We start from the raw sequence: 11,792 nt of genomic DNA on the forward strand, positions 1-11,792 counted from the left end.
ACCGTGCGAATTTTTCGTACCGGTGAGGTGCCGGTTTAGTCGAGGGTGCCGTTGCGCCAGGCGCTCGCGGATGCTTCCAATTCTTCGGCGGTTCCCAGCAGACGGCGGGCGCGATTCAACAGATCTCGTGATCGGTCAGGACTGGATTGTTCCAGCGACTCTGCATGATGGGCCTGGCCCAACGAGGTGACACGACAATATGCTCCGGCTCGTTCCAGGGCGGTGGCGAAATCGCCGTCGTAGACGCCGGTGAGAATCTGCTCGGTCAACTGCTCCAGCTCGAGCGCCCCCGGGGGTTCGACGACGCCAGCAATAGCGCGGGCCACCTGGGCGTCGAATCCGGCACGATACCAGCGCGCCCAGAGTTCACCGTTGCGCTGCGTGGCCGTGCGCAGAGCGTACAGTCGCCAGAGTGCTCCGCCCAGTGAGACGGCAGGAGCATCGGACCAGAGCTGAGCGATGGTGTCGAGTCCGATTTCCTCCACCAAATCCACTAAGGTGCCGACGTGGTCGGGTGTCTCGGTGGTCGGGGTGTCTTGTCCAGGGCGTTGTTGTGCGGCATGGCGCCGATCTCGCTCGTTATGTGCGGTACTCACCAAGGCGTGCGCCAGGCGCGCGGCAGCCGCCGAGACTATCTCGGGGTCCGGTCCTGAAGGGATGGGTTCGAAGCTCTGCGGCGGGTACAGCCGGGGGCGGTGGAAGCGGGTGTGACTCAAGCACGGTCCTTTCGATGGGCACCACAGACCCTACCTGCAACACCGACACCGTGCATTTCGTTCCCGAGCAACGTGACAGTGCGCTACCATGGTGGTCGGCCGTTTTTGGCCACCGGGCCTTTAGCTCAGTTGGTAGAGCATCGGACTTTTAATCCGCTGGTCGCGGGTTCGAGTCCCGCAGGGCCCACCGTAGTACCGATGCCTCAGCTCTCAGTCTCCTGCCATGGCGTTGAGAGTTGAGGCATCGGTGTTCCACGGGTCTTGGTGGACTCCGAGACGGGCGGACTATATCGAGGCGGGCAAGCTGCTCGATCCTGACGAGCGTGAGATTGCCGCGGGCGCTGATGCTGCTGCGGCGCCAACATCCGACGGCGCGCCTCCGTACCATCTCATCTTTTGCGTGAAAGACGGCGAGCTTGTGGTCATCGCCTACGCGCATGAACGTCGCCGCCCTGGCTGCTGGCGTGATCGCCTGGAACACGTTTGACCTGGCAGACGATACTCCGAGGTGTAGGGACGCCCCTTGTCACTCAATGTTCACTTGCTGACTGTATGACTGAGTGAAATCTGGCTGATCAGGATGGTGCCGATGAACGAATCAACAGGGCCCGAAGGTCGCGGCGGTCAACATGCGGGCTCGGTCGCAGAAGTGTTCTGGGTGTTCCTGCGGCTCGGGCTGACCTCCTTCGGTGGGCCGGTCGCGCATCTGGGGTACTTTCGTGAGGCATTCGTACAACGGCGCAAGTGGCTCAGTGATGCGGTCTACGCCGATCTGGTGGCGCTGTGCCAATTCCTGCCCGGGCCGGCATCGAGCCAGGTGGGAATGGCCATCGGTCTCCAACGCGCCGGGATGGGCGGGCTGTTCGCGGCCTGGTTCGCGTTCACGATGCCCTCGGCCATCGTGCTGGTGGCCTTCGCCTATGGCATGGCCTCTTTCGGCGACGCTGCGGGGACAGGATGGCTGGATGGGCTGAAAGCGGCCGCCGTCGCCGTGGTCGCCCAGGCCGTGCTCGGCATGGCCAAATCTCTGACACCCGATGCGAAAAGGGCAAGTATCGCCGCCGCGGCGATGATTGCGATCCTGCTCGTAGGCCACCCCCTAGCCCAGATTGGCGCGATCGTCATGGGGGGTCTTCTCGGATTGACCTGGTTGCGAGCCGAGACGACCGAGGGCGGGCGTCGCGAGCATCTCGAGATCGGGGTCTCCCGCACGATCGGCGCCCTCTGCTTGGGGCTGTTCGCGTTGTTGCTGGTGGCGTTCCCGGTCCTCGCCGCGCTGACAGCCCATCCTGGTCTCGAGTTGGCCGATCTGTTTTACCGGGCCGGTGCTCTGGTCTTTGGCGGTGGCCACGTGGTGCTGCCGCTGTTGGAAGCCGAGACGGTGCACACCGGTCTGGTCGACGGCGGGACCTTCCTCGCCGGCTACGGAGCCGCCCAGGCCGTGCCGGGTCCGTTGTTTACCTTCGCTGCCTTCCTCGGTGCTTCAAGCTCCGCCGAGGTCACCGAATGGGCTGGGGCCGCCATCGCCCTGGTCGCGGTATTCCTGCCCGCCACTCTGCTCGTCGTGGGTGCGTTGCCGTTCTGGGAGCGGCTGCGCCATTCGCGGATCGCGCGGCGGGCACTGCTGGGGATCAACGCCTCCGTGGTCGGTGTCCTGGCCGCGGCCCTCTACGATCCGGTCTTCACCCAGGGCATTACCTCACCGGCGACCCTTGCACTGGCCGTCGCGGTGTTCATCGCCCAGGTCCACTGGAAGCTGCCCGCCTGGGCTGCGGTCATCGGTGCCGGGATCATCGGATTCGTCCTCTTGTAAGGGCGGACGGCATGGTCGGCCGCACCTCGTCGGCTTCTGCCGCACAGAAAGTGATTTTCCTGTGGATACTCACGTTTCTCGTCTTGGCGTCGTCTACCGTGTGATGAGGATGAATGAGCCGTTTGAGAGAGCCGTCGAGCAGCACGGAGCCACCGTGCTGCGGGTCTGCCGCGCGATGCTCGGGCCCACCGCCGACGCCGACGACGCCTGGCAGGAGACCTTCCTGGGTGCACTGCGGGCCTGGCCGGATCTCGACAGCACCGCCAACGTCGAGGCCTGGCTGGTGCGCATCGCCCAGCGCAAGTGCATTGACGCGCACCGCGCTCGAGGCCGGAGTCCGATCCCGGTCGAGGAGCTGTCCCAGCCTCGACGCTCTCACCAAGCTCAGCACGCCACTGAATTTCCTCACTACGACGACGAACTCTGGGGCGCCGTCGCCGCCCTGCCGCTGCGCCAACGGGAAGCCCTGGCGTACCACTACCTCGGTGGGCTGAAGCACACCGAGACCGCCGAACTCACCGGCAGCACCCCCGCCGCAGTTCGACGCGCCGCCGCCGACGGGCTGACTCGACTGCGCGCGGTCTACGCCCCGCAGCACGACACGACCCAGGAGGACCCGAGATGACCGACGACACCGCAACACTCTTCCCGGTCAGCGACGCCGACCTCAGCCGCTTGCGTCACCGCCTGGCCGCCGCCGCCGAGCAGTCTGGCGAGCTCGACGTCAGCTACGACCTCACCACCACCCCCATCGGCACCCTGCTCGTCGCCGCCACCGCGCACGGCGTGGTCCGGGTCGCTTTTGAATCTGAGGATTTCGACACCGTGCTGGATAGTTTGGCCGCCCGTATCGGCCCGAACATCCTGCGCGCCCCGGAACCCCTAGCCGCCGCCACCACCCAGCTGCGCGAATATTTCGCCGGGCAGCGCCGCACCTTCGACGTGCCCCTGGACTACCGGCTCTCCAGCGGATTCCGTCAGTCCGTGCAACAGCACCTGCCCGAGATCGGCTACGGCCGCACCGCCACCTACAAAGCCGTGGCCGAGCTGGTCGGCCGCCCCACCGCAGTGCGCGCCGTCGGCACCGCCTGTGCCACCAACCCGCTCCCCATCCTGCTGCCCTGCCACCGGGTGCTGCGCAGCGACGGCGGCCTCGGCGGTTACCTCGGCGGCCTCGACGCCAAAACCGCTCTGCTCGACCTGGAATCCGCCGCATGAATTCCCTCTTCGACGACGCCGACATCCCGCCACCGGTTCCCGAGCTCCCTGAGGGCGCCCACTACCTGCCGGGCTGGCTCACCGCCGAACAGCAACGCTGGTTGGTGCACCGATTCTTCGAGTGGGCCCAGGGCCCGGTGCCCCCGCGCGGAGCACTCGTTCGCGGCCACGAGATGAGCGTGAAAACCGTCTGTCTCGGCTGGCACTGGCGCCCCTACCAATACACGCGCGACGCCGTCGACGTGAACGGCAACCGGGTGCTGGACTTCCCCGACTGGCTGATCCGCCTTGGCCAAAAAGCGATCGCCGAGGCCACAGGGGACGCCGCTGCGGCCGCGCACTACCAACCAGATGCCGCCCTGGCGAATTACTACGACGAACACGCCCACATGGGGATGCACCAAGACCGTGACGAAAAGTCGCGAGCCCCCGTGGTCTCCCTGTCCCTCGGCGACACGTGCCGCTTCCGCTTCGGCAACACGGAAAACCGCAACAAGCCTTACCAAGACCTCGAGCTGCGCTCCGGCGACCTCTTCGTCTTCGGCGGTCCCTCCCGGCTGGCCTATCACGGCGTCACCCAGGTGTACCCGGGTACCGCCCCCGCACACTGCGGCCTCGACACCGGCCGGATCAACATCACCCTGCGCGAGACCGGACTCAGCACCTAAGGAGCCTCAAGACCATGGCAGACACCGGCATCATCATCGGCGACGACGGACTGGCCCGCCCGGTCTGGGCCACATCTTCTGAGCTGATGCAGACCTACTATGACACCGAATGGGGCATGCCCGTCCGTGACGAGCACGGCGTCTTCGAACGCATCAGCCTCGAAGCATTCCAATCGGGACTGTCCTGGGCCACCATCCTGCGCAAGCGTGAAAATTTCCGCGCCGCCTTCGCCGAGTTCGACCCGGATGCGGTGGCGAAATTTGGTGACGACGACGTCGTCCGGCTTCTCGGAGACGCCGGCATCGTGCGGAACCGGGCGAAAATCCTGGCCACCATCAACAACGCCCAGGCCACCCTCGCCCTGCGCGAGGACGGCGGGCTCGCCGACTTCGTCTGGTCCTTCCAACCCGAGACCACCCCGCAGCCGCGCACCATCGAAGACATCCCCACCCAGTCGGCGGAATCCGTGGCGCTGTCCAAAGCCCTGCGGAAGAAGGGTTTCCGCTTTGTCGGTCCCACCACCATGTTCGCGCTGATGGAAGCCATCGGCATCGTGGACACCCACCTGCTGGGCTCCCATCGCCGCGGCGCCTCCGGAGTGTGGCAGTGAGGCAATGGCGGCCCGGAGCGAAAGCGAGCGCCCCGCACATAACTTAGACCCGGCCGGCCACCTTCTCCGGCGTCGAGGGCTTCGCGTCCGAATTAGCGGCACGGGCAGGCCCCAGCCGCGCGATCTTCGCGGGCCACCATATCCGGTCGCCCATCGCAATGGTCAGTGCGGGGACGAGGAACGACCGGACAATGAGCGCGTCGATGAGCACACCCAGCGCGACGATGATGGCCAGCTGGAGAAGGAACTGAATCGGAATAACGACCAGCGCCGCGAACGTGGCTGCCAGCACGACACCGGCCGAGGTGATGACCCCACCTGTGACCGAGAGCCCGCGCAGAGTCCCTTCCCGAGTTCCATGGACCAGGGATTCCTCGCGAATACGCGTCATCAGGAAGATGTTGTAGTCGATCCCCAGCGCCACCAGGAAGACGAAGGCGTACAGCGGCACCGAGGGATCCGAATTGGGTTGGCCGATGAGCTGGAAGATCAGGGCGCTCAGGCCCAGTGCGGTGCCGAAGCTCAGCACTGTCGTGGCAAGCAATACCAGTGGCGCAACCAGCGAGCGCAACAGCAGGGCCAGCATGATGGTGATCGCGATGAGCACGATGGGGATGATCAGGGTACGGTCCTCGATCGAGGTTTGGTTTGTGTCGAGATCGACTGCAGTAGACCCGCCGACGAGGGCATCCAGATCGCCCAACGACTCCCTCAATTCCTGCACTACGCGCTCTGCCTCCGCGGAGTCGGCCGGAGCGTCCAAGGTGACGGAGAAAAGCAGGGATGAATCGACGACCGAGGGTTCGATCCCGGCGAACGGTCCTTGAGCCATCTCCGGTGGCACTTCACCCTCGGAATCCACCGGAAGTGTTCCCGAGGGTGAGTCTTGGGCGATCAGTTCGATGGAGTCAACGCCCTCCGTCTCTGTGATGATCCGAGCCACGTCGGCGCGCCCGGACTCCGGTGCCAGAACGTACGTGGGTGTGCCCGAGCCGCCGGGAAAGTGACGGTCGATGGCCTCTTGGCCATCTCGGGCTTGGCTCTCTCCGAGCACGAACTCGTTCTGGGGCACGCCATTTGCCTGTAACGTCAGCAACCCGGCACATCCGACCACCAGGAAGGTGAGGACGACGGCTGCCACCCTCCGGGGCGCTGCCGCGACGAGGCGCCCGACCTTCGCCCACAGGCCGCGTGCTTCCGGTCCGGTGAGTGCGGGATGGGGGCTATCGGCGCGGGGGATGCGAGGCCAGAATGCGGCGCGTCCCACCATGGCCAGCATGGCGGGCAAAAAGGTCAGCGACGTCAGCATGGCACAGACGATGCCTACGGATGCGACTGGACCGAGTGCGGCGTTGGAGGCCAGGTCTGACAGGAGAAGGCAGAGGAGGCCGACGATCACGGTTCCCCCTGACGCGCTGATCGGCTCCATGACGCCGCGGGCCGCCGCAAAGGCTGCTCGCGCCGCCGACTCGTTGTCGCGGAGCTCTTCACGGAATCGCGCGATGTACAGAAGTGAGTAGTCGGTGGCCGCACCGATGACCAGAATGAAGAGAATCCCCTGGACTTGTCCGTTGATCGATACCAGGTCTGCACGCGCTAGCAGAACATTAACGAAGACCGCGGCGGCCAGCGCGGTCATCGAACTCAGCAGGACGAGCACGGGCAACAACGGAGAGCGGTAGACCGCGACAAGGATCACGAAGACGACTGCCAGTGCGACGATGAGCAGGAGGCCGTCGATGCCGGCGAAGGCTGACTGCAGGTCTGCAGTGAAGCCCGCGGGGCCGCTCACCCAGGAACTCAGATCAGCTGGGAGAATCTCGGCTGCTTGAACTTCCAGCGCGGTGACTGCCTCACCGACCTCGACGTCCTCCGGGAGCAAGACGATCAGCTGCGCTGCACGGCCATCATCGGAGACCACGAGAGGTGATCTCTCGGCCCCAGGAATGACCGTCTGTGCCTCGTCCCCTAGTTTTTCGACGGCGTCGCGATCTGAGGATTGCAGACCATTCTCGCGTTCCACGATGATGATCGCCGGAATCGAGTCGCTGTCCGTGAAGCGTTCGATCTGATTCTGGACTTGCGTCGACTCGGCGCTGGCTGGAAGGGCGGATGAACGGTCGTCATCGGCGACGTCACTGATGGAGCCGAAGCTGGCCCCGCCAACGCCGAAGACTGCCAACCATGTGAGGACCAGGGCCAGCGGGATGATGAGTCTGGTCAGGAGCGGCGGCCGCGAGGACGAGGAAGAAGTAGTCACCAGGAAAGTATCTCACCGAGTGAGCAACGTTCCTAGTTAACTGTTTCGCGTGTTCTTCTTCGTCCATTCTGACTCCCGCGGAGCGAGGGCGCGGGCCATCTCATCGAGAAATCGACGCACCGCGATCCGCTCGGGGCTGGTGAGCGAAGCCGCAGCACGGACTCTTCCGAACTGCTGTCGACCGATGGTTTCCATGGCAATCTCGCGGGTGCTGTTCGTCACGGTAAAGGTCACTGCGCGGCGGTCATCCGGGTGCGGCTTCCTTTGCAGATGGCCGGCCGACTCCAGGCGGTCGAGCAACTTCGTGGTCGCGCCTGATGACAGGCCCAAGTGTGCCCGCAGTGTGGCTGCGGTGGCGATTTCACCCTGATGGTCAGCGGCGATCAGGTAGTGGATGGCCTTCATGTCCGTGGCGTTCAGCCGCATGTAGCGTTGGCTAGCGGCTGAGAGCTCGGCTTCGGCCTCGCGCAGAGCCACGAGTGAGGCCATGATGTCATCGATCTCGGCTCGGTCCGTCTGGCTGAGTGACGTGTGGTCAATGTATCGGCCATCGGGATCATTGGAGAGAAGATCGTGGACACGCCAGCCCGGCTCGCTGTCTGGGCGATCGTGGGTAGGCATGTAGTGATTGTAGCCTTGAGCCCGCAGGGGACCCGTGAGTCAGCTCGTCATGGAGCTCGTCGAACGAGGTGAGGGTCTTCCTGTCGGCGTGAGATCGCCTGCGCCCGGGGCCTTGACCTCTTTCCGCATTTATCACCGGCCGAAGAGCCGGGCGAGGAGGCCTTTCTTTGCGGAGTGGCCATCCCTCTGTTCGTGCCCGGGGCACCACTGCCCGGGGGGAACGGATCGCTTGACCTCGGTGATGTGTTGGCCGCACCCGGCCCACGTGGTTCTTCCGCATTCTTTGCACTTCGCTGCTCTGCACATGGTTGATTCTTCCCTTCTTCGTGATTCTCTGGATCAGTGGGCTGGTGTTCCGTTCGGTTCTAGTTGATACTCCGTCTAGGTAGACGGCAGCCGATCGATGTGAAGCGGCAGACAGCGAACGAGGCGAGGGCGACCACGGCAACGACGCCCACCCCGATGGCCCCGGCTAGAGGTAGCTCAGAAGCCAGAATCAGGCCTCCGGTGACCAGTACGAAAATTCCGAAGACTTTCTGTAGCGTCTGCGCGGGGACGCGTCCGGAGAGCTTGGACCCGATGAGCGCCCCGGCCACGGCGATCACGGTCACTGAGAGCACCAGTGGCCAATCCAGGCTCACCGAGGTGAGATACCCCGCCAGGCCGGCGAAAGACTTCATCGCGATGACCAGCAGTGACGTCCCCACCGCCACCGGCATGCTCAGCCCGCCCAGCAAGACCAGCGCGGGCACGATGAGAAAGCCTCCTCCGGCGCCGACGATGCCTGTGACGAATCCGACGAACGCGCCGTCGATGATGGTGCGAACGACCGGGATCGTGCGCGTCGCGTCCTGCTGCCTTATCGGCTCCGTCGCCCGGTTGTCGTCATCATGGGCGTCGCTGGTGCGACTTTTCTTGAGGATCATTGCGGTGGCGGTAGCGATCATCATCAGGGCGAATGCCACGAGTAGCACGGTCCCAGGAAGACGCCCACCGATCAGCCCGCCGCCGAAAGCGCCTACCATTCCGGCGGCTCCGAAGATGATTCCGGTGCGCCAGCGCACCCGCTGATGACGTGCGTGGATGGTCAGGCTGGACAGCGAGGTGATGCCGACAACGAACAGAGAGGCCGCAATGGCTTCACGTGCTGGCATGCCAGCGACATAGGTCAGCAGCGGCACGGTGAGAATCGAGCCTCCACCCCCCAGTGTCCCGAGGCTCAGGCCTACGAGGCCCGCGAGAACCAGGGTGACAATCAGCGTGAGTGTCATAGTCGACTCGAAGCGATGGGGATGGACTCGATCATCTCTTTCGTGCTGGGGCTGGCCTTGACCTTGTTCCATGGCATCGATGAGAGGACGCGACCCATCAGGCAGGAATCGGTCAGTGCGGCGATGATCAGCCCGGCGCTGACGCCGAAGGCGACCACCTGGGACCACGGCCAGATTAAAGCCAGGAGCAAGCTGATCAGGATGAGGGAGCCGGCTGTGAAACGCACTTGCCGTTCGATGCCCCACCGCTGAGCCCCACGCACCACGGTGCCTCCCGCCGTTTCGAAGGCAGGGACCCCGCCGGTCAGCACGGTGGCGGTGTTCAGGCCAGCCGCGGCGAGGCGCTGCTGCGCCTGAGTGGCGCGGTGGCCCGACTGGCAGACCAGCACAGCTCGCGGCCCGATACGGTCGGCCAGCACGGTGCTGTGCTCGGCGAGGGAATCCAGCGGGACGTTGTAGGAGCCATGGATGTGCGCTGACTCGAACTCTGCGGGTGAGCGGACGTCGATAATCGTCACGTCTGGGTGCTGGTTGCGCCATTCGACCAGTTCCTTTGCGGAGATGGTCGACACGGAGGGGAGTTGGGTGGGGCGCTGACTGTTGTTCATGGATTCTGCTTTCACGTGGTCGGGGTGGAGTTCTGGGCAATCCAGGCGTTGTAGCTGCCTTCGAGTTCGATGATGTCGTGGCCGGCTCGACGCAGAGCGCTGGCCGCCACGGTGTTGCGCATGCCGGATTGGCAGTACGTCACGATGGGGCCGGACGCTGGCAACTGGTCCTGATGCCACAGGACGCGTGCTGCGCTGAGTTGCTTCGCACCGGGGATATGGCCCGCCGCGAATTCGCCGCGTTGGCGCACATCCAGGAGGGCGGCCCTGTCGACGTCCTCGAGGTTCTCGACAGCGATGGTTGGCGGCACGAATTCAGGTAATCCGTCGATCGTGGTGACGTAGCCGCTGGTCTGATCGATGCCGACGCGCAGTAGGCTGTCTGCGATGGACTGGGCGGTTTCTTGATTCGGGGCCAACAGGACGAGCGGCCGATCATCAGTCTCGGGGTTGTATGCCCACGCTGCATAGGTGACTGTTTTGGATCCGTGCGGGATGTTGAGGGAACCGGCCACGGTGCCCTGGTGTACCTCAGCGGGTGAGCGGGTGTCGACGAAGGTGATCGCGTCGCGCTGCAGCTGGGCGCGGACCTGTTCGATGGGGAGTTCGGACAGTGCCTCGCGTTTGCCGAGGAGGGCGGGGCCTTCGCGGTTCTCCTTCTTCATCCGTCCGAAGTAGGCGTGAGCATCGGGTTGGCCGTCGAGGAGCTCGTCAATGAAGCCTTTCTCATCGTTGTCCGCCAGGTACGTGCCCCACCATGCGTGCCTGCGCTCGTATCCGACGGTGGTGGAGGGCAGCGCCCCCAGAGCCTTGCCGCAGGCGCTGCCCGAACCGTGGCCCGGGTAGACCTGGAGGTGGTCGGGCAGGGGCAGGAACACCTCCTGGAGGCTTTTGAAAAGCTGACGGGCACCTTCGAATCGGGTGTCGACGCCGCCCGCGGCTTCATCGAGCAGATCGGGACGGCCCAGGTCACCTGCGAACACGAAGTCTCCGGAGATCATGTAGCCAGGTTCGTCGGCAAAGGCGCCGTCGGTGATGAGGAAAATCAGATGCTCGGGGGTGTGTCCGGGAGTGTGGCGCGCCTGGACGGTGATGTTGCCGAGCGTGATGCTGCTGCCGTCATAGAGGCGATGCGCGTCGAACCCGTACTGCCAGTCTGCGCCGCCCTCGCCGGAGACGTAGATCTCGGCGCCCGTAGCTGCGGCCAATTCGCGAGTGCCGGAGAGATAGTCCGCGTGGATGTGGGTTTCGGTGACCGCGACGATCCGCATGCCCTGTTGCTCGGCAAGGTCGAGGTAGTCGGTGATGTCGCGGCGTGCATCGACGACGATTGCTTCGCCCCGTGCCTGGCAACCGATGAAGTAGCTGGCTTGAGCGAGGTCCTCGTCATAAATCCGTTCAAGTAGCACGGCTGATCCTTCCTGATGTCCTAGCCCGAAGATACCCCCGGGGGTATTGATAGCGTGACATACCCATGGGGGTATTTGCAAGTTCGGTTCGAATAGGGTCGGGGCAGGATGATTCCAGGTGCAACGGAGAACCCCCTCCTTCCGCTCAGGCGCTCGAGGTGCCCGTGCAGGAGGAGGGGGTGTGTTGAGTATGGGTCAGGACAGCGTAAGGAAGAGTTTTTCTAGCTCTTCCGCGGTGATGTTGTCCTCTCGGTTCGTGCCCTCGGGGTCGGCGATGCAATCCTTCATAGCTGTTGCAATGATCGCGAATCCGGCACGGTCCAAGGCCGAGGACACGGCCGAGAGCTGGGTGACGACGTCGCGGCAGTTCCCGCCGCTCTCCGCTGAGCTGATCACGCCATCCAGCTGACCGCGCGCTCGCTTCAGCCGATTGATGATCTTTCGTTGAGCTTCTGCGTTGCCGACGGCCATGTGCGCTCCTGATGTGCTGTTGTCGAGGTTTATTAGGTGTTCGTGGTGCTAACAAATTATACCCCTTGGGGTATTCCGGACAGGTGAGGATTCTCCTGCGAGCGCCATTTAACCGCAACGGCGCCC

General features: G+C 64.4%; 13 protein-coding genes and 1 tRNA gene. 7 read left to right on the forward strand and 7 right to left on the reverse strand.

Annotation, left to right across the window (positions count from 1 at the left end; genetic code table 11):
* Positions 1-35: 35 nt before the first annotated feature.
* The gene (locus tag P8192_RS01420) at positions 36-716 is read right to left on the reverse strand and encodes a hypothetical protein (protein ID WP_270106590.1); all 681 of its coding nucleotides are present in this window, start codon (positions 714-716) and stop codon (positions 36-38) included.
* Between the two features lie 114 nt (positions 717-830).
* Here P8192_RS01420 and P8192_RS01425 point away from each other — a divergent pair.
* From P8192_RS01425 to P8192_RS01455, 7 genes are all read left to right on the forward strand, one after another.
* A tRNA-Lys gene (locus P8192_RS01425) sits at positions 831-903 on the forward strand.
* A gap of 36 nt (positions 904-939) precedes the next feature.
* On the forward strand, positions 940-1,203 hold the full coding sequence (locus P8192_RS01430) for a hypothetical protein (protein ID WP_278157911.1): 264 nt from the start codon (positions 940-942) through the stop codon (positions 1,201-1,203).
* Between the two features lie 102 nt (positions 1,204-1,305).
* The gene (chrA, locus tag P8192_RS01435; RefSeq protein ID WP_278157912.1) at positions 1,306-2,529 is read left to right on the forward strand and encodes a chromate efflux transporter; all 1,224 of its coding nucleotides are present in this window, start codon (positions 1,306-1,308) and stop codon (positions 2,527-2,529) included.
* A 109-nt stretch (positions 2,530-2,638) separates the two neighbouring features.
* Positions 2,639-3,154: an RNA polymerase sigma factor gene (locus P8192_RS01440; protein WP_278157914.1), complete on the forward strand. Its 516-nt coding sequence runs from the start codon at positions 2,639-2,641 to the stop codon at positions 3,152-3,154.
* The gene (locus tag P8192_RS01445) at positions 3,151-3,747 is read left to right on the forward strand and encodes a methylated-DNA--[protein]-cysteine S-methyltransferase (protein WP_278157916.1); all 597 of its coding nucleotides are present in this window, start codon (positions 3,151-3,153) and stop codon (positions 3,745-3,747) included. Before P8192_RS01440 ends, P8192_RS01445 begins: the two co-directional genes overlap by 4 nt.
* Positions 3,744-4,415 carry an alpha-ketoglutarate-dependent dioxygenase AlkB family protein gene (locus P8192_RS01450; RefSeq protein WP_278157918.1) on the forward strand — a complete coding sequence of 224 codons (672 nt, stop codon included), beginning with the start codon at positions 3,744-3,746 and terminating at the stop codon, positions 4,413-4,415. The genes P8192_RS01445 and P8192_RS01450 overlap by 4 nt, the downstream gene beginning before the upstream one ends.
* Before the next feature lie 14 nt (positions 4,416-4,429).
* Positions 4,430-5,026 (forward strand): DNA-3-methyladenine glycosylase I, encoded by a 597-nt coding sequence (locus P8192_RS01455; RefSeq protein ID WP_278157920.1) that lies wholly within the window; start codon positions 4,430-4,432, stop codon positions 5,024-5,026.
* A gap of 43 nt (positions 5,027-5,069) precedes the next feature.
* Here the strand turns inward: P8192_RS01455 and P8192_RS01460 are convergent, their stop codons facing one another.
* The 6 genes from P8192_RS01460 to P8192_RS01485 all read right to left on the reverse strand — a co-directional run bounded on the left by P8192_RS01460 (position 5,070) and on the right by P8192_RS01485 (position 11,666).
* Positions 5,070-7,286: an MMPL family transporter gene (locus tag P8192_RS01460; protein WP_278157921.1), complete on the reverse strand. Its 2,217-nt coding sequence runs from the start codon at positions 7,284-7,286 to the stop codon at positions 5,070-5,072.
* 36 nt (positions 7,287-7,322) lie between these two features.
* Positions 7,323-7,907 (reverse strand): MarR family winged helix-turn-helix transcriptional regulator, encoded by a 585-nt coding sequence (locus P8192_RS01465; RefSeq protein WP_278157922.1) that lies wholly within the window; start codon positions 7,905-7,907, stop codon positions 7,323-7,325.
* 365 nt (positions 7,908-8,272) lie between these two features.
* Positions 8,273-9,178 (reverse strand): sulfite exporter TauE/SafE family protein, encoded by a 906-nt coding sequence (locus P8192_RS01470; RefSeq protein WP_278157923.1) that lies wholly within the window; start codon positions 9,176-9,178, stop codon positions 8,273-8,275.
* Positions 9,175-9,786: a rhodanese-like domain-containing protein gene (locus tag P8192_RS01475; RefSeq protein ID WP_278157924.1), complete on the reverse strand. Its 612-nt coding sequence runs from the start codon at positions 9,784-9,786 to the stop codon at positions 9,175-9,177. Before P8192_RS01475 ends, P8192_RS01470 begins: the two co-directional genes overlap by 4 nt.
* An 11-nt stretch (positions 9,787-9,797) precedes the next feature.
* Positions 9,798-11,195 carry an MBL fold metallo-hydrolase gene (locus P8192_RS01480; protein ID WP_278157925.1) on the reverse strand — a complete coding sequence of 466 codons (1,398 nt, stop codon included), beginning with the start codon at positions 11,193-11,195 and terminating at the stop codon, positions 9,798-9,800.
* Between the two features lie 195 nt (positions 11,196-11,390).
* A complete protein-coding gene (locus P8192_RS01485) occupies positions 11,391-11,666 on the reverse strand; it encodes a metal-sensitive transcriptional regulator (RefSeq protein WP_278157926.1) in 276 nt (91 codons plus the stop codon).
* Positions 11,667-11,792: the final 126 nt, after the last annotated feature.

Origin of the sequence: Citricoccus muralis (assembly GCF_029637705.1) — a bacterium.
GTDB lineage: Bacteria > Actinomycetota > Actinomycetes > Actinomycetales > Micrococcaceae > CmP2.

Coding starts and splice junctions, on each gene's coding strand:
- P8192_RS01450 (WP_278157918.1), top strand. CDS start 3,744: ATGAATTCCCTCTTCGACGACGCCGACATCCCGCCACCGGTTCCCGAG.
- P8192_RS01430 (WP_278157911.1), top strand. CDS start 940: ATGGCGTTGAGAGTTGAGGCATCGGTGTTCCACGGGTCTTGGTGGACT.
- P8192_RS01465 (WP_278157922.1), bottom strand. CDS start 7,907: ATGCCTACCCACGATCGCCCAGACAGCGAGCCGGGCTGGCGTGTCCAC.
- P8192_RS01455 (WP_278157920.1), top strand. CDS start 4,430: ATGGCAGACACCGGCATCATCATCGGCGACGACGGACTGGCCCGCCCG.
- P8192_RS01475 (WP_278157924.1), bottom strand. CDS start 9,786: ATGAACAACAGTCAGCGCCCCACCCAACTCCCCTCCGTGTCGACCATC.
- P8192_RS01440 (WP_278157914.1), top strand. CDS start 2,639: ATGAATGAGCCGTTTGAGAGAGCCGTCGAGCAGCACGGAGCCACCGTG.
- P8192_RS01485 (WP_278157926.1), bottom strand. CDS start 11,666: ATGGCCGTCGGCAACGCAGAAGCTCAACGAAAGATCATCAATCGGCTG.
- P8192_RS01445 (WP_278157916.1), top strand. CDS start 3,151: ATGACCGACGACACCGCAACACTCTTCCCGGTCAGCGACGCCGACCTC.
- chrA (WP_278157912.1), top strand. CDS start 1,306: ATGAACGAATCAACAGGGCCCGAAGGTCGCGGCGGTCAACATGCGGGC.
- P8192_RS01470 (WP_278157923.1), bottom strand. CDS start 9,178: ATGACACTCACGCTGATTGTCACCCTGGTTCTCGCGGGCCTCGTAGGC.